The organism is Actinomadura sp. NPDC048021, assembly GCF_040653135.1.
Taxonomy (GTDB): domain Bacteria; phylum Actinomycetota; class Actinomycetes; order Streptosporangiales; family Streptosporangiaceae; genus Spirillospora; species Spirillospora verrucosospora.
The window spans coordinates 59,034-76,143 of sequence record NZ_JBEZJQ010000037.1; the positions used below are offsets into that span (position 1 = coordinate 59,034).

At 76.3% G+C, this 17,110-nt stretch carries 17 protein-coding genes; 11 read left to right on the forward strand and 6 right to left on the reverse strand.

What is annotated here, in order from left to right; genetic code table 11:
* Both AB0C87_RS39210 and AB0C87_RS39215 read right to left on the reverse strand, forming a co-directional pair.
* Positions 1-669, reverse strand: a 669-nt coding sequence (locus tag AB0C87_RS39210) for a glycosyltransferase family 2 protein (protein WP_360581722.1), incomplete at its 3' end; no start/stop codon positions are given.
* Positions 670-681: 12 nt separating this feature from the next.
* Positions 682-1,569 carry a glycosyltransferase gene (locus AB0C87_RS39215; RefSeq protein WP_345187519.1) on the reverse strand — a complete coding sequence of 296 codons (888 nt, stop codon included), beginning with the start codon at positions 1,567-1,569 and terminating at the stop codon, positions 682-684.
* A 230-nt stretch (positions 1,570-1,799) separates the two neighbouring features.
* On the opposite strand from AB0C87_RS39215, the gene AB0C87_RS39220 reads away from it, so the two are divergent.
* From AB0C87_RS39220 to AB0C87_RS39265, 10 genes are read left to right on the forward strand one after another with little or no spacing between them, the layout of a single operon-like run.
* On the forward strand, positions 1,800-3,440 hold the full coding sequence (locus tag AB0C87_RS39220) for a carbamoyltransferase C-terminal domain-containing protein (protein WP_360581723.1): 1,641 nt from the start codon (positions 1,800-1,802) through the stop codon (positions 3,438-3,440).
* Positions 3,437-4,957, forward strand: coding sequence for an HAD-IIIA family hydrolase (locus AB0C87_RS39225; protein WP_360581724.1), 1,521 nt, complete (start codon positions 3,437-3,439; stop codon positions 4,955-4,957). Before AB0C87_RS39220 ends, AB0C87_RS39225 begins: the two co-directional genes overlap by 4 nt.
* On the forward strand, positions 4,954-5,982 hold the full coding sequence (locus AB0C87_RS39230; RefSeq protein WP_353835832.1) for a glycosyltransferase family 9 protein: 1,029 nt from the start codon (positions 4,954-4,956) through the stop codon (positions 5,980-5,982). Before AB0C87_RS39225 ends, AB0C87_RS39230 begins: the two co-directional genes overlap by 4 nt.
* Positions 5,979-6,974 (forward strand): glycosyltransferase, encoded by a 996-nt coding sequence (locus AB0C87_RS39235; protein WP_353835831.1) that lies wholly within the window; start codon positions 5,979-5,981, stop codon positions 6,972-6,974. The genes AB0C87_RS39230 and AB0C87_RS39235 overlap by 4 nt, the downstream gene beginning before the upstream one ends.
* Positions 6,971-8,203, forward strand: coding sequence for a glycosyltransferase (locus AB0C87_RS39240; protein ID WP_353835830.1), 1,233 nt, complete (start codon positions 6,971-6,973; stop codon positions 8,201-8,203). The genes AB0C87_RS39235 and AB0C87_RS39240 overlap by 4 nt, the downstream gene beginning before the upstream one ends.
* Positions 8,203-8,808, forward strand: a complete 606-nt coding sequence (locus tag AB0C87_RS39245) for an SIS domain-containing protein (protein WP_360581725.1) — start codon at positions 8,203-8,205, stop codon at positions 8,806-8,808. The genes AB0C87_RS39240 and AB0C87_RS39245 overlap by 1 nt, the downstream gene beginning before the upstream one ends.
* A 36-nt stretch (positions 8,809-8,844) precedes the next feature.
* Positions 8,845-10,242, forward strand: coding sequence for a PfkB family carbohydrate kinase (locus tag AB0C87_RS39250; RefSeq protein WP_360581726.1), 1,398 nt, complete (start codon positions 8,845-8,847; stop codon positions 10,240-10,242).
* Positions 10,239-10,916: an SDR family oxidoreductase gene (locus AB0C87_RS39255; RefSeq protein ID WP_360581727.1), complete on the forward strand. Its 678-nt coding sequence runs from the start codon at positions 10,239-10,241 to the stop codon at positions 10,914-10,916. Before AB0C87_RS39250 ends, AB0C87_RS39255 begins: the two co-directional genes overlap by 4 nt.
* The gene (locus AB0C87_RS39260) at positions 10,886-11,857 is read left to right on the forward strand and encodes a glycosyltransferase family 9 protein (protein WP_360581728.1); all 972 of its coding nucleotides are present in this window, start codon (positions 10,886-10,888) and stop codon (positions 11,855-11,857) included. Before AB0C87_RS39255 ends, AB0C87_RS39260 begins: the two co-directional genes overlap by 31 nt.
* 10 nt (positions 11,858-11,867) lie before the next feature.
* The gene (locus tag AB0C87_RS39265) at positions 11,868-12,824 is read left to right on the forward strand and encodes an NAD-dependent epimerase/dehydratase family protein (protein ID WP_360581729.1); all 957 of its coding nucleotides are present in this window, start codon (positions 11,868-11,870) and stop codon (positions 12,822-12,824) included.
* 59 nt (positions 12,825-12,883) lie between these two features.
* On the opposite strand, the gene AB0C87_RS39270 is transcribed toward AB0C87_RS39265, so the two are convergent.
* From AB0C87_RS39270 to AB0C87_RS39280, 3 genes are all read right to left on the reverse strand, one after another.
* Positions 12,884-13,777 (reverse strand): polysaccharide pyruvyl transferase family protein, encoded by an 894-nt coding sequence (locus AB0C87_RS39270; protein ID WP_360581730.1) that lies wholly within the window; start codon positions 13,775-13,777, stop codon positions 12,884-12,886.
* Positions 13,778-14,050: 273 nt separating this feature from the next.
* Positions 14,051-14,413 carry a fluoride efflux transporter CrcB gene (gene crcB / locus AB0C87_RS39275; RefSeq protein ID WP_360581731.1) on the reverse strand — a complete coding sequence of 121 codons (363 nt, stop codon included), beginning with the start codon at positions 14,411-14,413 and terminating at the stop codon, positions 14,051-14,053.
* Positions 14,410-14,925, reverse strand: coding sequence for a CrcB family protein (locus AB0C87_RS39280; protein ID WP_345187484.1), 516 nt, complete (start codon positions 14,923-14,925; stop codon positions 14,410-14,412). The genes crcB and AB0C87_RS39280 overlap by 4 nt, the downstream gene beginning before the upstream one ends.
* A gap of 222 nt (positions 14,926-15,147) precedes the next feature.
* Between AB0C87_RS39280 and AB0C87_RS39285 the strand changes: the two genes are divergently transcribed.
* Complete coding sequence (locus AB0C87_RS39285) at positions 15,148-15,936, forward strand: SigB/SigF/SigG family RNA polymerase sigma factor (RefSeq protein WP_345187482.1); 789 nt, start codon at positions 15,148-15,150, stop codon at positions 15,934-15,936.
* Between the two features lie 18 nt (positions 15,937-15,954).
* On the opposite strand, the gene AB0C87_RS39290 is transcribed toward AB0C87_RS39285, so the two are convergent.
* Positions 15,955-16,839 carry a serine protease gene (locus AB0C87_RS39290; RefSeq protein WP_360581732.1) on the reverse strand — a complete coding sequence of 295 codons (885 nt, stop codon included), beginning with the start codon at positions 16,837-16,839 and terminating at the stop codon, positions 15,955-15,957.
* Between the last annotated feature and the right edge of the window lie 271 nt (positions 16,840-17,110).

Sequence of the window (17,110 nt, forward strand, 5' to 3'; positions counted from 1 at the left end):
CCCGACGCTCTGCCTGTGGGTCCGCCCCCGTGTGGCGCCGTGGGTGCGGCGGGGGGCCGCGGGGTCGCGGCCCGCCGCGGACGGGTGGTGGTGGACGACCAGGTCCGGCACGTAGGCGAGTCCCCATCCGGCGGCGGCCAGATCGAGGGCGAGCAGTTCCTCCTCGCCGCCGAAGTGCAGGACGCCGGAGAAGCCGCCCGCGTCGAGGAAGGCGTCCCTGCGCACGACGACCGAGCAGGCCAGGAAGCCGAGGATCGCCGGTCCCGGCAGGCCCTCGGGGCGCCCGAGCTCCGCGCGGGCCATCCGCTCGGAGACGGGGTCCACCCGCTCCTCCTCCCCCACCAGGACCTTCGCGGCGAGCAGCGCCGTCCGCGGGTGGGCGTCGAGGATCCCGGCCGCCCGCTCCAGCGCGCCCGGGGCCCACCAGGAGTCGTCGTCGGCGAAGGCGATGTAGCGGGTGGCCGCGAGCTGGGCCCCGGCGTTGCGGGCGGCCGCGCCCCGGTTGGCCGGCAGTCTCAGCACGGTCGCCCCCGCCGCCTCCGCGACGGCGGCGGTGCCGTCGCCGGAGGCGTTGTCGGCCACGATGACCGGGGCCGTGTGGTGGCCGAGGCTGCGGCGCAGCTCCGGGGCGCGGTCGCGGGTCACGACCACGATCGTCACGTCCGGCATGCGGTGGTCTCCCTAGCTCACGTAGCGGCGGGCCCTGGACGCGCGCTGCGCCGCCTCCAGGCGGCGCAGGCGGTCCTCGACGTCGGGGGGCAGCACTCTGCGCTCGCGGGCCACCCAGGCCAGCCCGGCCGCGGCCTCGGCGAGCGCGGCGGCCGTCACGCGGTCGCGCGGCAGGGTGCGCAGCAGGACGGCCGTCCTGCGGACGGCCACGGGCAGCGGGCGGCGCAGCCAGGTGAACCACAGGGTGTTGCGGATCCCGTGGCGGCGCCGCAGGTGCGCCTCGCGGACGCGGGACGGTTCGTGGTGCACGACGACGTCCTCGGCGAAGCACAGCTGCCAGCCGAGCGCCATCAGGTCGGCGCTCAGCAGCTCCTCCTCCCCTCCCAGCCAGAGCCGGGGGGAGAACCCGCCCGCCTCCCGGAACGCCTCGGCCCGGACCATGGAGGCCCCCGCCAGGAACGAGCCGAGCGCCGGGCCCGGCAGCCACGGCGGCCCGGGGACGGGCGAGTGCCGCAGCTCCGGGACGATCGGGTCCTCGCGGCCGCCGGGCTCCACCAGGATCCGGCCGGTCACGACGGCGAGCCGCGGATGCGCGTCCAGGAGGCCGGCGGCGCGCGACGGCGCGTCCGGGTCCCACCAGGTGTCGTCGTCCCAGAACGCGACATAGGGCGTGCGGACGTGGTCGACGGCGAGGTTGCGGGCGACGGCGCCGAGGTTGCGCGGCGAACGGATCAGGGTCGCCTCCGGGAACCGCTCCGCGACGGCGGCGGCGGACCCGTCCCGCGAGGCGTTGTCCACCACGATGACCGGAGCCCGCTCGGTGAGCGCGCGGGCGGCGGCCAGGGTGGCGAGCAGGGACCGCCGCCGGTCCCGGGTGATGACGACGACGGTGAAGCGCATGAACCGGCCACTACCCCCCGCTTTCCCCTCCATGTCCGTAAATGGCGCATCACCTGCAACTTTCATTACGAGCGACTCTTCTGACATCAGCGTTTAGCCACACAGTTCTCGGCAATGTCCCGAATTACCTATAGGGGATTTCGTTCCGGCGGATCCGGCCGGAGCACGGTGCCTACGACGACGGCCACCGGCCCCTCTCCCACCGAACGCTGCGCCGAAACGGGGTACTCATGCGCGTGCTCGGAATCAACGCGATCTTCCATGATCCGGCCGCCGCGCTGGTCTCGGACGGCACCGTCGTCGCCGCGGCCGAGGAGGAGCGCTTCAGCCGCCGCAAGCACGGGAAGCGGCCGGTGCCCTTCTCCGCCTGGGAGGTGCCGGAGCAGGCCGCCCGGTGGTGCCTGGAGGAGGCCGGGCTGGAGCCCGGCGACCTCGACGCCGTCGCCTACTCCTACGATCCCGAGCTCGCCGAGCCCGGACTCGGCGGGCACGACGCCCAGTGGGAGCGCCTGCGCACGCTCTACGCCCGCCGCGCCCCGAACTTCCTGGCGACCGCGCTGCCGGGCCTCGACCCCGGGATCGTCCGGTACGTGCCGCACCACGTGGCGCACGCCGCGTCCGCCGCGCTCGCCGCGCCCGGGCCCGGCGAGGGCGACGTGCTGGTCCTGGACGGCCGCGGCGAGTCGCACTCGCACCTCGCCGGGACGTACGAGGGCGGCGAGCTGACGCCGCTGCACGCCCAGCGCCTCCCCCACTCGCTCGGCCTCATGTACGAGGACCTCACCGAGCACCTCGGCTTCCTGCGCTCCAGCGACGAGTACAAGGTCATGGCGCTCGCGTCCTACGGCGAGCCGCGATTCCTGGACGAGCTGCGCGAGCACGTCCGCGCGACCGGGGACGGCGGCTTCGCGGTCGCCCCCATCGACTGGGGCTCCCTGGCGAAGGCCCGCCGGCCCGGCGGCGAGTGGACCCGGGACCACGCCGACCTCGCCGCCAGCGTCCAGACCCGCCTGGAGGAGGTGCTCCTCGACCTCGCGGCCTGGCTCCACGGCCGGACCGGATCCCGCCGCCTGCTGCTCGCCGGCGGCGTGGCCCTCAACTGCGTCGCCAACTCCCGGCTGGCCGAGACCGGACCCTACGACGACATCTGGGTCCAGCCCGCGGCGGGCGACGCCGGGACGGCGCTCGGCGCGGCGCTGCACGTCGCGCGGGCGGGCGGCGACCCGCTGGCCGCCATGCCGGGCGCCGGCCTCGGCCGCCGGTGGGACGACGAGGAGATCGCCGCGCGGCTCGACACCGCCAGGATCCCCTACGAGCGGCCGGACGATCTGGCCGCCGCCGTCGCCGACGCCCTGGCCCGAGACGAGATCGTGGCGTGGTTCCAGGGGCGCTCGGAGTTCGGGCCGCGCGCGCTCGGGCACCGCTCCCTGCTCGCCCACCCCGGGCGTGCCGGCAACATCGAACGGCTCAACGACGTCAAGGGCCGCGAGCAGTTCCGGCCCATCGCGCCGATGGTGGCGCTCGACCGCGCGTCCGAGATCTTCGAGGGCCCGCTGCCGAGCCCCTACATGCTGTTCGTGCACCGGGTCAGACCCGAGTGGCGCGAGCGGATCCCCGCCGTCGTGCACGTGGACGGCACCGCCCGCGCCCAGACGGTCGACGCCGCCGACGAGCCGCTCGTGGCGCGCCTGCTGGAGGAGTTCGGCCGCCGCACCGGGCTGCCGGTCCTGGTCAACACCAGCCTGAACACCGCCGGCCGCCCCATGGTGGACGACCCGCGCGACGCGCTGGAGTGCTTCGGCTCGGCGCCGGTCGACCTGCTCGCCATCGGCCCGTTCGTGGTGCGCCGCAGGGAGGTGCACGCCCGATGAGCTGCACCGTCGTCATTCCCACGATCGGCAGGCCGAGCCTGCGCGTCACGCTGCACGCGCTGCTGACCGCCCTGCGCGACGGCGCGGGCCCCGCGCCGCACGAGATCATCGTCGTGGACGACCGCCCGGCGCCCGGCGCGCCGCTGCCGCTGCCGCCGCCGGCCGGGCAGCGGATCCGGGTGATCCGCTCCGGGGGCCGCGGACCCGCCGCCGCGCGCAACGCGGGCTGGCGCGCCGCCACGACCGAGTGGATCGCCTTCCTCGACGACGACGTCGTCCCCGAGGCCAAGTGGCCCGCCCGGCTGGCGGCCGACCTCGCCGCCCTGCCGCCGGAGGCCGGCGGCTCCCAGGGCCGCGTCTCCGTCCCGCCGCCGCAGGACGGCCGGGCCCCGACGGACTGGGAGCGGAACACCGCCGGGCTCGCGGACGCCGACTGGATCACCGCCGACATGGCCTACCGCCGCGGCCTGCTGGCCGAGCTGGGCGGCTTCGACGAGCGCTTCCGCCGCGCCTACCGCGAGGACGCGGACCTGGCGCTGCGCGCCATGGACGCCGGCCACGGCCTCGTCCTCGGGGAGCGGCGGCTGACGCATCCGGTCCGTCCGGCCGGATTCTGGGCGTCGGTGCGGGCGCAGGCCGGCAACGCCGACGACGTCCTCATGTGGCGCGTGCACGGCCCGTCCTGGCGCCGCCGCGCGGGCGAGGGCCGCGGCCTGCTCCGCCGCCACGTGCTCACCACCGCGGCGGGCCTGCTCGCCCTCGCCGCCCTTCCCGCGGCGGCGCGCGGCCGCCGCGGCGCGGCCGTCGCGCTCACCGCCGCGGGGACCTGGGCGGCGCTCACCGCGAGATTCGCCCACGAGCGGATACGGCCGGGTCCCCGGACGCCGGACGAGGTGACGAGGATGCTGGTCACCAGCGTCGCCATCCCGCCCGCGGCGGTCTGGCACCGCGTGCGGGGCCTGGTCGTCCACCGGCGGGCGCGGGCGTGGGGCGGGACGCGGGCCGTGCTGTTCGACCGCGACGACACCCTGATCCGGGACGTCCCCTACAACGGGGACCCGGCGCGGGTCGAGCCGATGCCGGGCGCCCGCCGCGCCCTGGACCGGCTGCGGCGGCACGGCGTGCGCATCGGCGTCGTGTCCAACCAGTCAGGGATCGCCAAGGGCCGCATCACCGCCGGGGACGTGCGGCGCGTCAACGCCCGCGTCGAGGAGCTGCTCGGCCGCATCGACGTGTGGGAGTTCTGCCCGCACGACGGCGGCGACGGCTGCGGGTGCCGCAAGCCGCGCCCGGGGCTCGTGGAGCGCGCGGCCGAGCGGCTCGGGGTGCCGCCGTCCGCCTGCGCGGTCATCGGCGACATCGGCGGCGACGTCGAGGCCGCCGCGGCGGCCGGGGCGCGCGGCATCCTCGTCCCGACCGGCCGGACCCTGCGCACGGAGATCGCGCGAGCGCCGGAGACGGCGCCGACGCTGGACGCCGCCGTCGACCTGGTCCTCGGCGGAAGGCGGCGCCGATGAGAGTGCTCGTCGCACGCCAGGACAACATCGGCGACGTCCTGCTCGCCGGGCCCGCCGTGCGGGCCGTCGCCGAGCGCGCCGACGAGCTCGTGCTGCTGTGCGGGCCGCGCGGGCGCGCCGCGGCCGGCATGCTGCCCGGCGTCGACCGGGTCATCGAGTGGCGCGCCCCCTGGATCGACCCGGACCACGTCCCCGTCGAGCAGGCCGACGTCGACCGGATCGTCCGGGCGCTCCGGGGGTTCGACCGGGCGCTGATCCTCACCTCGTTCCACCAGTCGCCGCTGCCGCTCGCGCTGCTGCTGCGGCTCGCCGGGACGCCCTGGATCGGCGGCATCAGCGAGGACTACCCGGGATCGCTGCTGGATCTGCGGCACCGCCCCGACACCGACATGCCCGAACCGCTGCGCATGCTCGCCCTGGTGGAGGACGCCGGGTTCCCCGCCCCCGCCGACACCCGGCTGCGGGTCCGCGGCCCGCTGCCCGAGATCGACCACCTCACCGGCGGGCCCGGCTACGTGGTCGTGCACCCCGGGACGTCGGTCCCCGCGCGCGCCTGGCCGCCCGGGCACTGCGCCGAGGCGGTGCGGCTGCTCGTCGCGGCCGGCCGCCGCGTCGTCGTGACCGGCCACAAGGACGAGAAGGACCTGACGGCGCTGGTCGCCGGGGAGGACGGCCTCGACCTCGGCGGGCGCACCGGCCTGCCCGAGCTCGCGGCGGTGCTGCGCGGCGCCTGCGCCGTCGTCGCCGGCAACACCGGCCCCGCGCATCTGGCGGCGGCCGTCGGGACTCCGGTCGTGTCGCTGTTCGCGCCGACCGTCCCCGCCGCCCGGTGGGCGCCCTTCGGGGTGCCGCTGGCGCTGCTCGGCGACCAGGGCGCCCCCTGCAAGGACAGCCGCGCCCGGGACTGCCCCGTGGAGGGCCACCCCTGCCTGTCGTCGGTCGGCCCCGACGAGGTCGCCGCCGCCGTGGAGATCGTGGCGTCCGACGAGATCGCCGCGGCGGACGAGGAGGCGGCCGCCCGATGAGAGTGCTGATGTGGCACGTGCACGGATCGTGGGCGACGTCGTTCGTCCACGGCCCGCAGACCACGCTCGTCCCCGTCACCCCCGACCGGGGCCCCGACGGCAGGGGCCGCCCCGACACCTTCCACTGGCCCGACCGCGCGGTCGAGGTGCCGCCGGAACGGCTCCGCGACGAGGACGTCGACGCCGTCGTCCTGCAGCGGCCCCACGAACTGCGGCTCGCCGAGGAGTGGCTCGGACGCCGCCCGGGACGCGACGTCCCCGCCGTCTACGTCGAGCACGACACGCCGCGCCGGACCCCGTCCGACGTGGGCATGCCGGAGGAGGTCGTCCCCGACAGCCGCCACTTCCTGCACGACCGCTCCGACATCCCGGTCGTGCACGTCACCCACTTCAACCAGCTGTTCTGGAACTGCGGCCGCGCCCCGACCACCGTCATCGAGCACGGCGTCGTCGACCCCGGCTACCGCTACACCGCGGAACTGCCGCGCGCGGGCGTCGTCATCAACGACCCGCTGCGCCGCGGCCGCGTCGCCGGCGCCGACCTGCTGGCCGTACTGGCCGCCGCCGTCCCCGTGGACCTGTTCGGGATGAACGTCTCCGGCGCGCCCGGCGAGCTCGGCATCCCGCACGAGTCGCTGTGGACCTTCGAGGACCTGCCGCAGGCGAGGATGCACGAGGAGCTCGCCCGCCGCCGCGTCTACGTCCACCCCTACCGGTGGACCTCGCTCGGCCTCGCGCTGATCGAGGCCATGATGCTCGGCCTGCCGGTGGTGGCGCTCGCCACCACCGAGGCGGTCGAGGCGGTGCCGCCGGAGGCCGGGGTGCTGTCCACGCGGGTCGCCGCCCTGGCCGACGCCGCGCGGACCCTGGCCGCCGACCCGCCGCGTGCCCGCCAGATGGGGAAGGAGGCGCGGGCCCACGCCGTCGACCGGTACGGGCTCGCGCGGTTCCTGCGCGACTGGCGGCGAACTCTCCAGGAGGTAACGCGATGAAGATAGCCATGATCTCCGAGCACGCCAGCCCCCTCGCCGCCGGGCGCGGCTCCGCCGGGAAGGGGCTGGGCGGGGCGGACGGCGGCGGGCAGAACGTGTTCGTCGCGGAACTGGCCGCCGAACTCGCCGGGCAGGGGCACCTCGTCACCGTGTACACGCGCCGCGACTCGGCCGCCCTCCCCGAGCGGGTCCCGTTCGCGCCGGGCGTGACCGTGGAGCACGTCCCGGCGGGCCCGGCCGAGCACGTCCCCAAGGACGACCTGCTGCCGTGGATGCACGACTTCGGGAGGTACCTGGAGCGGCGCTGGGCCGCCGATCCGCCCGACGTCGCGCACGCCCACTTCTGGATGAGCGGCCTCGCGGCCGTCCAGGCCGGGCAGGCCGCGGGGGCCCGGCGCGTCCCGGTCGTGCAGACCTACCACGCGCTCGGCACCGTCAAGCGGCGCCACCAGGGCGACGACGACACCAGCCCCGCCTCCCGCATCCGGCTGGAGCGGGCGCTCGGGCGCGCCGCCGACGCCGTGGTCGCCACCTGCTCGGACGAGACCGCCGAGCTGGCCGCGATGGGCGTCCCCCGCGACCGCGTCCGCGTGGTGCCGTGCGGGGTCGACCTGGACCTGTTCTCCCCCGCGGGCCCCGCCCGCGGGGGACGGGGGCAGTACCGGCTCGTAGTGCTGTCGCGGCTGGTCGAGCGCAAGGGCGTCGACACCGCCATCCGCGCGCTGGCGCACCTGCCGGACGCCGAGCTGCTGGTCGCGGGCGGGCCGCCCCGCGGCGGCCTCGACGGCGACCCCGAGGTGCGCAGGCTGCGGCGGGTGGCGGCGGACGCGGACGTGGCGGGCCGGGTGGAGTTCCTCGGCCGGCTCGGCCGCGAGGAGGTCCCGCCGCTGCTGCGCTCGGCGAGCCTCGTCGTCTCCCTGCCCTGGTACGAGCCCTTCGGCATGGTGCCGCTGGAGGCCATGGCCTGCGGCGTCCCGGTGGTGGCGACCGCCGTCGGGGGGCATCTGGACACCGTCGTGGACGGCGTCACCGGCGTGGTCGTCCCGCCGCGCGACCCGGAGAAGGCCGCCAGGGCGATCCGGCGGGTGCTGGACGATCCGGCCGGGCGCGCCGCGATGGGGCGCGCGGGCGGCGGCCGGGCGCGCGAACGCTACTCGTGGGCCCGGGTCGCCGCCGACACCGCCCGGGTCTACCGGGAGGCCGCCGTGCTGAGCGAGGTGGCGGCCTGATGACCGCGCAGCCCGGAATCCGTACCCGCACCGCCACCGTCCACGACCTGCGGCTGGAGGCGCTCGCGGAGGCCGCGCTGCTGTTCCGCGAGCAGGTCCCCACCGTGCAGGCGTGGGGCCTGCGCCTGGCCTCCGTCCTGCACGCCGGGGGCCGCCTGCTGGCCTGCGGCAACGGCGGCAGCGCCGCGGAGGCGCAGCACCTGACGGCCGAGCTCGTCGGCCGGTTCGAGGACGAGCGCCGGCCGCTGTCGGCGATCCCGCTGCACGGCGACACCTCGTCGGTCACGGCGATCGGGAACGACTACGGCCCGGCCGTCGTGTTCGAGCGGCAGGTGCAGGCCCACGGCCGTCCCGGCGACGTGCTGGTGTGCCTGTCGACCAGCGGGCGCAGCCCCAACGTGATCGCGGCGGCGCGACGGGCCCGCGGGCTCGGGCTCACGGCCTGGGCGGTCACCGGGCCCGGCCCGAACCCGCTGGCCGAGGCGTGCGACGACGCGATCACCGTGCGGGCCGCCTCGACCTCGACCGTCCAGGAGATCCACCTCGCCGCGATCCACCTGCTGTGCGGCGCGGTCGACGACGCGCTGGGGGTGCGGCATGCCTGAGCGGAGGCTTCACGTCACGCACGGGAGGGAGGGGCCATGACGGCGCCACTGGTCGTGGTGGGCGACGTCCTGCTCGACATCGACGTCGTGGGCCGCAGCAGCCGGCTCTGCCCGGACGCGCCCGTCCCCGTCGTCGAGCAGGCCGAGGAGCGGCCGCGCCCCGGCGGCGCGGGCCTCGCGGCCCTGCTCGCCGCGGCGGGCGGCCGCGAGGTGGTGCTCGTCACCGCGCTCGCCGACGACGAACCCGGCCGGCGGCTGCGGGCGATGCTGGAGCGGCACGTGGAGGTGGCGGCGCTCCACCTGCACGGCGGGACGCCCTGCAAGCTGCGCATCCGGTCCGGGGGCCAGTCCGTGGCGCGCCTGGACGCCGGGGACGGGCAGGCCCTCGACGGGCCCGTCGGCCCCCGCGTCGCCGAGGCGGTCGCCGGGGCGGGCGCCGTGCTGGTCTCCGACTACGGCCGCGGCGTCTCCCGGCACCGCGCCGTGCGGTCCCTGCTCGGCGAGCTGCCCCCGAGCGTCCCCGTCGTGTGGGACCCGCACCCGCGCGGCGAACCGCCGGTGCCGGGGGTGCGGCTGCTCACCCCGAACGAGGAGGAGGCCGCCCGGCTCGCCGCGGCCGACGGCGCCGACATCACCGGGTTCGGGCTGTCGGCCGCCGGGCGGCGCGGCCGCCACCTCGGCCGCTCCTGGGGCCTGGACGGCGTCGCGATCACGCTCGGCGCCGACGGCGCGCTGCTGTGCGACGGGTCCGAGGCGCCGTTCCTCGCGCCCGCCCGGCCCGCCCGCGGCGACTCCTGCGGCGCGGGCGACAGCTTCGCCGCCGGGGTCGTCGGCGCGCTCGCCGACGGCGCGGACCTGCCCGCGGCGGTCACCGAGGGCGTCGACCGGGCGTCGGAGTTCGTCCGCGCGGGCGCCGCCGCGGCCGTCGCGGCGCAGCTCGCCGAGTCCGGCACCGCCCGGCTCGTCCCCGAGCGCGGCGAGGACGCCTGGGACGTCGTCGAGCGGACGCGGCGGGCGGGCGGCACGGTGGTGGCCACCGGCGGCTGCTTCGACCTGCTGCACGCGGGCCACGTCAGCCTCCTCCAGCAGGCGCGCAGGCTCGGCGACTGCCTGATCGTCTGCGTCAACTCCGACGCGTCGGTCCGGCGCCGCAAGGGGCCGTGCCGCCCGGTGACGCCCGCCGCGGACCGCGTCCGGGTGCTGGAGGCGCTCAGCGACGTGGACGCCGCGCTGGTGTTCGACGACGACACCCCGGCGCCGCTCCTGGAGCGGCTGCGCCCCGACGTGTGGGTCAAGGGCGCCGACTACGCCGGGGCGCCGCTGCCCGAGGCCGAGACGATCCGGGCCCACGACGGCGAGGTGGTCCTGCTGCCCCTCCTGGAGGGGCGCTCCACCACGCGCCTGCTGTCGACCACGAAGGGAAACGCGTCATGAAGGTCCTCATCACCGGCGGCGCCTCCGGACTCGGCGCGGCCGTCGCGCGGAAGATCGCCGACGACGGGGGGCGGCCCCTGGTCCTCGACCGGCACCCTCCGAAGGAGGAGTTCGAGCACATGCAGGCCGACCTCGCCGACCGCCGGTGCGCCGAGCGCGCCGTGCACGGCCTGGCGCGCGCCGCCGGCGGGCTCGACGCCGTCGTCACCGCCGCCGGCATCGACGCCTGCGGGGCGCTGTGCGAGGTCCCCGCCGAGGACTGGGAGCGGGTCGTCCAGGTGAACCTGCTCGGCACCGTCGCCGTCGTCCGCGCCGCGCTCCCGTACCTGGAGAACGAGCCGCACGGGCGGGTCGTCACGGTCGCGTCCACCCTGGGGTTCCGCGCGCTGAGCGACGCGACCGCGTACTGCGCGTCCAAGTTCGGCGTCGTCGGCTTCACGCGGGCGCTCGCCGCCGAGACGGCCGGGAAGGTCGCCGTCACCATGGTCGTGCCGGGCGGGATGGACACCGCGTTCTTCGACGACCGCCCCGACCAGTACAAGCCCGGGGCCGACGCCAAGCTGAACCGGCCCGAGAACGTGGCGGCGACCATCGCGTTCGCGCTGAACCAGCCGCCCGGCTGCGAGGTGCGCGAGCTGGTCGTGTGCCCGTCCCGAGAGCCGTCGTGGCCGTGACGGCCGGGGCGCGCGGCGCGCTGGTGCTGCGCGCGCTCGGCCTCGGCGATCTGCTGACCGCCGTCCCGGCGCTGCGGGCGCTGCGGCGCGGCATGCCCGGGGCGCGGATCACGCTCGCCGCCCCGCCGGTGCTCGAACCCCTCGCCCGCGCGACCGGCGCGGTCGACGGCGTGCTGCCGGCGGACGGCCTGGAGGCTCCGCTGCCGCCCGCCGGCCCCGTGGACGCCGCCGTCAACCTGCACGGGCGGGGCCCGGAGAGCCACCGGCTCCTCGCGGCCCTGGCGCCGGGCCGGCTGCTGGCGTTCGCCTGCCCCGGCGCGCGGCACTCCGGGGGCCCCGCCTGGGACCCCGGCGAGCACGAGGTGGCCCGCTGGTGCCGGCTGGTCGCGGCCTACGGGTTCGACGCCGACCCCGGGGACCTGGACCTGCCGGCCCCGGCCGCCGCGTCGCCCGCGCCCGGTGCCGTCGTCGTCCATCCCGGGGCTGCGTTCCCGGCGCGCCGCTGGCCTCCCGAGCGGTTCGCGGCCGTCGCGGCGGCGCTGCGCGGCGGCGGGGAGCGCGTGGTCGTCACCGGCAATCCCGGCGAGGCGCGCCTCGCGCGGCGCGTCGTGGAGCTCGCCGGGCTCGACCCGGCCGCCGACCTGTCCGGCCGCACGTCACTCCCCGAGCTGGCCGCGCTCGTCGCGGGCGCACGGCTGGTCGTCTGCGGCGACACCGGGGTCGCGCACCTCGCGACCGCCTACCGCACACCGTCGGTGCTGCTGTTCGGCCCGACGCCGCCCGGCCGGTGGGGGCCTCCCGACCGCGCCGAGCACCACGTCCTGTGGGCGGGGCGCCGCGGCGACCCGCACGGACGCGAGCCCTGTCCCGGACTGCTGGAGATCACAGCGGACCAGGCCGTCGAGGCCGCCGGGAAGGCACTGGCCCACCCGAACCGATGAGGGGGACGAGATGAGACATCCACGCGCCGTCGTCACCGGGGGCTCCGGCTTCCTCGGCTCGCACCTGTGCGAGGCGCTGCTCGCCGAGGGCGTCTCGGTGCTGTGCCTCGACAACCTGCTGACCGGGACCTCCCGCAACATCGCCCACCTCGCGGAGCGGCGGGACTTCCGCTTCCTCAAGCGCGACCTCACCGAGCCGGTGAACGTCCCCGGCGACGTCGGCTACGTCTTCCACCTGGCGTCGGCGGCCTCCCCGGCCGACTACCTGAGGTACCCCATCCAGACCCTGGAGGTCGGCAGCCAGGGCACCCGCAACGCCCTGGACCTCGCCGAGGCCAAGGGCGCCCGCTTCGTCCTCGCCTCCACCTCCGAGGTGTACGGCGACCCGCTGGTGCACCCGCAGCCCGAGTCGTACTGGGGCAACGTCAACCCGGTCGGGCCGCGCAGCGTGTACGACGAGGCGAAGCGGTTCGGCGAGGCGCTGACGTCGGCGTTCCGGCACTCGCGCGGCCTCGACGCCGCGATCGTGCGGATCTTCAACAGCTACGGCCCCCGGATGCGGCCGGACGACGGCCGCGCGATCCCGACGTTCCTGCGGCAGGCGCTGACCGGCGAGGACCTCACGGTCACCGGCGACGGCTCGCAGACGCGGTCGATCTGCCACGTCGACGACACGGTGCGGGGCATCGTCGCGCTGGCGTTCTCCGACCACCCCGGGCCGGTGAACATCGGCAGCCCCTACGAGATCTCGATGGCCGACCTCGCGCGGCTGGTCATCGACCTGACGGGGTCGTCGTCCCGCGTCCGGTTCATCGACCGCCCCGAGGACGACCCGCGCGTCCGGCGCCCCGACACCGCGCTGGCCGAGGAGGCGCTCGGCTGGCGCCCGCGGATCTCCATCGAGGAGGGTCTGCGCACCACGCTCGAATGGTTCGCCAGGGAACTCGTGGTCGCACGGCCCGCCTGAGCGGCGGCGCACCTCGGGCCTCCCGGCGCACTTCGGGCCTCCCGGCGTGCCGGGCCCGGCTACCGCACGCCGAGGACGTCCAGCAGCTCGCCGATCAGCACGGCGTCCGCCGGGGGCGCGGGGGCCCGTCCCGCGCCCCCGGGCGACAGGCACCACGTCCACCAGCGATCGAGTTCCGCCGGGTCCAGGACCCGCTCGCCTGGCGGCGCCGCGGGCGGGGTCACCACCGCGGGCCACCCCCAGGCCCGCGCCTGCGCGGTCACCTTCGCGCCGCCGCCGACCGGGTCCACGGCCAGCGCGGGGATCCCGTTCTTCAGCGCCAGGACGAGGCCGTGCAGCCGCGTCGTGACCACCACGTCGAGCCTGCGCAGCGCCGACTCCAGCTCGGCCGCCGTCGTGAACAGGCGCCAGTCGCGCGGATCGAGCCGCGTGTCCAGCGGCAGCCGGGCGCACTCGCGGGCGGCGAGCCAGTCGGCCAGCTCCCGCTCGACGCGGTCGTGGCGCCGCCGATCGCCGTACTCGGCCTGTCCCGGCGCGAGCACGACCCCGGCCACCGGCACCGAGGGCGTCGCGGGCAGCGCCGCCAGGTCGCGGCGCGGCGCGCCGCCCGGAGCGTCCCGCGCGAGGACCGCGTCGAACCCGGTGACCGCCGGGTCGGCCGGATCGACGACCGACACGCCGACGGCGACGCGCGTGCACCCCGCGTAGCGGCGGTGGAGGTCCTCCACCTGCCGGCCGTGGAGCGGCCCGCAGGCGAACACCAGATGGGTGTAGCACGCGGGGTCGGCCCGGTCGAGGTCCAGGCCGCCCGGCCGGAAGACCGGGCTCCACGCCAGGCGGCACTCGATCCCGGCCCGGGTCAGCGCCGCCCGCACGGCCTCCATCGCCAGGACGTCGCCGGCCGTCGCCTCACCGTGCAGGAAGCTCGGCCATCCGGTCACCAGCACGCGCATCCGTCAGCCGCCTTCCCCGCCTCGGCCCTCGCCGGGTGCTCCCCCCGGGCGTCGAAGGGGCGTCCCGCGGCCCCGCTATCCGCGCTACCCGCCACCGTCCGTGCCATGTCGGAACGGGGTCGCCCGTGGCGGTAGAAGGCGGTTTCCGCACGGTGACAGTCCAGACACCCATCGGTTTACCGAGATGCCCTCTTGGGCAGAGTCCCCTCGCGGCCCACTCGCGAGCTCGGAGCCAAGTGCCCCGAGCTGCGAGCATGGGCCGCGCCAGGTTTCTCACCCGGTGACGGCCTGCGCGATCGCCATCCCGCAGTAGGCCGCGCCGAGCCCAGCGACGATGCTGGCGCCCGCGTTGACCACGGCGTAGAAGCGCGTCCCCTCCTCGGCGAGGCGCAAGGTCTCGTATCCGAACGTGGAGTACGTGCTCAGGGCGCCGCAGAACCCCGTCCCGGCGAAGGCCATCACGCCGTCGTGCGCGGGCAGCGCCGCCAGGAGGCCCAGCGTGAACGACCCCACGATGTTGACGGTGAACGTCCCCCACGGGAACACCGAGTCGTGGCGGGCCTGGACGGCGCGGTCGGTGAGGTAGCGCAGCGGAGCGCCGAGCGCGGCGCCCAGCACGATCAGCACGATGGTCACTCGCCGCCCGCCTCGCTCCGCCCGGTGCACCGGATCCGCGCGGCCGCCTCCCGGCGGCGCGGCCGGGCCAGCAGCCGCGTCACCCGGACACCCGCGTAGACCGCGGCGAGCGCGGCCGCGAGCGTGCCGGCGAGGTAGGCCAGCCCGACGAGCGGCGCCCCGCGTTCCACCATCTCCTGGGCGTCGACGACATAGGTCGAGAACGTGGTGTAGCCGCCGAGCACTCCCACCCCGAGGAACGGGCGCACGAGCCGGTGCGCCCTCCACGTCTCGGTGATGAGGACCATCAGCACCCCGATCAGGAGGCAGCCCGAAACGTTCACCCAGAAGATCGCCCAGGGGAACTCTCCCGCCCGGTGGGGGAACGCGTTGCCGAGCCCGTGCCGGGCCAGCGCCCCCAGGGCCCCGCCGGCCGCGATCGCCGCCAGGACTCCCCACGGCGCCTCGCGCAGCTCGGACCGCTGCCTCGGAACATGCAGGTCGACATCGGGATCGACGGGACGGCCGTTCACGGGGTGCACACTCCTACCAGTAGCCACGACGCACTCACCGGTAGGGACCGTTGGCGGAACGTTCCGCGGTTCGCCGTCCAGGCACGGCGGGCCCCACCGCCGTTTCCCCGTCTCCGGGTCGATTCGAGCCTACCGGCACCGTGTGACCGGGACTTCCCAGGGTAGTGGGACGTGACCGAACGTTCCTCCTACCCTCACCGGCCCCGCTGGAAGGGAGCGCGTATGCCGTGGGCGGAGTCCACCGGCCGGTTCGACGACGGACAGACCGAGACGCTTCTCAAGGAAATGAACCGGCTCCAGACGACCGACCCGCGGCGGGAAAGGCTGCGCGAACGCATCGTCGACCTGCACAAGCCCCTGGTCCGCGGCGTGGCGCGCCGCTACGCCAACCGGGGCGAGCCGCAGGACGATCTCCAGCAGGTCGCCTACCTGGGCCTGGTCAAGGCCATCAACCGGTTCGACCCCGCGGTCGGGGACCGGTTCGTCACCTACGCCTACCCGGTGGTCACCGGTGAGGTGAAGCGGCACTTCCGCGACAAGACCTGGGGCATCCGGGTGTCGCGCCGCATCCAGGAGCTGCGGCCGGTCCTGCACCGCACCGTCCAGGAGTTCACCCGCGAGCACGGCCGCTCCCCCACGACCGCGGAGACCGCGGCGATCATGGGCGTCACCGAGGACGAGACGGTCGAGGTCATCATCGCCTGCGACGCCTACCGGCCGCTGTCGCTGGAGGCGCCGGCCGACGGGACGCCGGACGGCGAGGCCGGCACCGTCGGCGAGTACCTCGGGTCCGAGGACCCGGCGCTGGAGGCCTTCATCGACGGCCACGCCCTCAGGCCCCTCATCGACGACCTGCCCGAGCGCGAGCGCACGATCCTGCTCCTGCGGTTCTTCGGGAACAGGACGCAGACGCAGATCGCCGAGCAGATCGGCCTGTCCCAGATGCACGTCTCCCGGCTGATCCGCGCGACCCTCGACCGGCTTCGCACCGGGCTGCTGGCGGAGGGGTGACCGCCCGCCCGCTGCCCGTCAGGGCCTGGGCAGCGCGCACGCCCCGCCCAGCACGACGTCGTTGCCCTGGCCCAGGCAGCGGGCGAGCAGGTACGTCTGCTGCCCGTAGTGGACGCCCTTCCGGACGGTGACGTTCCCGGCGCGGTCGACTTCGCACGGGTTGTTGAGCGTGCAGCGCTCGCCGTCGTCGTTGCCGGTGTTGTTGACGCCGACGACCTGGCGCGTCCGGGCGTCGATGACCGGCGACCCGGACGTCCCGTGGACGGTCTGGCACTCCGGCTTGTAGCGGATCGAGTCCTTCCACGTCCAGTCGGCCTCACGCAGCCGGTAGACGGTCGCGTCCGTCCTGCAGCCGTAGATCTTCCGCCAGTAGCCGGACACGACCCGGATCGGCGTCCCGTCGTGCGGCCGGGCCGTCGACAGGCGCAGCGCGGGGATCCCGTAGCGCTTCTGGATCGCCGCGTAGGTCGTGTCGAGCCGGTACACGGTCACGTCGGTGTCGGTCATCGTCGCGTACTCGACCCGGGTGGCCTGGAGGGTGCCGAGGCTCCGGCCGCCCGTCCGGTCGAGGAGCGTGAACGTCCGGGACGACCTGCGGTCCACGATCACCTCGCCGGCGTCCGGCATGCCCGACTCCAGGCAGTGGCCGTTGGTCAGCACCAGCGCGGCGTCGGCGTCCCGCGACCGCGGCCCGCGCACGAGGGAGCCCGAGCAGTTGCTCAGCGCGACGATCCCGGTGAAGTCGACCGCCGCCCGCTGGGCGGCCGGCGCCTGCGGCGGGACGGGCGCGGTCCGCGGCCGCGCGGGCGCGGCCTGCGCGGAGGCGGCGGCGAACGCTCCGGCGCCCGCGAGGGCGAGCGTCCCGGCGGCGGTGAGGGCGGCTGCGGCGGTGCGGCTGGGCATGCGGATCCTCTCGGACGGGCCGGCGGCGGAGACCGCCCCGGCCGGGACGGCGCCGTCTCGGCGAATCTAGATCATCTGATTCCCGCGAAGAAGCACCACGGCCCTTCCCCGCGCGACACCCTTCTCAGTCGACCTCCACCCAGCCGTACGTGCGCTCGACGGCCTTCTTCCAGCCTGCGTAGCCCTGGTGGCGTTGGTCGTCGTTCCAGGTGGGCTGCCAGCGTTTGTCCTCGTTCCAGTTCTGGCGGAGTTCGTCGGTGGTGGACCAGAA

Coding starts and splice junctions, on each gene's coding strand:
- AB0C87_RS39290 (WP_360581732.1), bottom strand. CDS start 16,839: ATGCCCAGCCGCACCGCCGCAGCCGCCCTCACCGCCGCCGGGACGCTC.
- AB0C87_RS39235 (WP_353835831.1), top strand. CDS start 5,979: ATGAGAGTGCTGATGTGGCACGTGCACGGATCGTGGGCGACGTCGTTC.
- AB0C87_RS39245 (WP_360581725.1), top strand. CDS start 8,203: ATGACCGCGCAGCCCGGAATCCGTACCCGCACCGCCACCGTCCACGAC.
- AB0C87_RS39240 (WP_353835830.1), top strand. CDS start 6,971: ATGAAGATAGCCATGATCTCCGAGCACGCCAGCCCCCTCGCCGCCGGG.
- AB0C87_RS39285 (WP_345187482.1), top strand. CDS start 15,148: ATGCCGTGGGCGGAGTCCACCGGCCGGTTCGACGACGGACAGACCGAG.
- AB0C87_RS39215 (WP_345187519.1), bottom strand. CDS start 1,569: ATGCGCTTCACCGTCGTCGTCATCACCCGGGACCGGCGGCGGTCCCTG.
- AB0C87_RS39265 (WP_360581729.1), top strand. CDS start 11,868: ATGAGACATCCACGCGCCGTCGTCACCGGGGGCTCCGGCTTCCTCGGC.
- AB0C87_RS39220 (WP_360581723.1), top strand. CDS start 1,800: ATGCGCGTGCTCGGAATCAACGCGATCTTCCATGATCCGGCCGCCGCG.
- AB0C87_RS39230 (WP_353835832.1), top strand. CDS start 4,954: ATGAGAGTGCTCGTCGCACGCCAGGACAACATCGGCGACGTCCTGCTC.
- AB0C87_RS39270 (WP_360581730.1), bottom strand. CDS start 13,777: ATGCGCGTGCTGGTGACCGGATGGCCGAGCTTCCTGCACGGTGAGGCG.
- AB0C87_RS39225 (WP_360581724.1), top strand. CDS start 3,437: ATGAGCTGCACCGTCGTCATTCCCACGATCGGCAGGCCGAGCCTGCGC.
- AB0C87_RS39255 (WP_360581727.1), top strand. CDS start 10,239: ATGAAGGTCCTCATCACCGGCGGCGCCTCCGGACTCGGCGCGGCCGTC.
- AB0C87_RS39250 (WP_360581726.1), top strand. CDS start 8,845: ATGACGGCGCCACTGGTCGTGGTGGGCGACGTCCTGCTCGACATCGAC.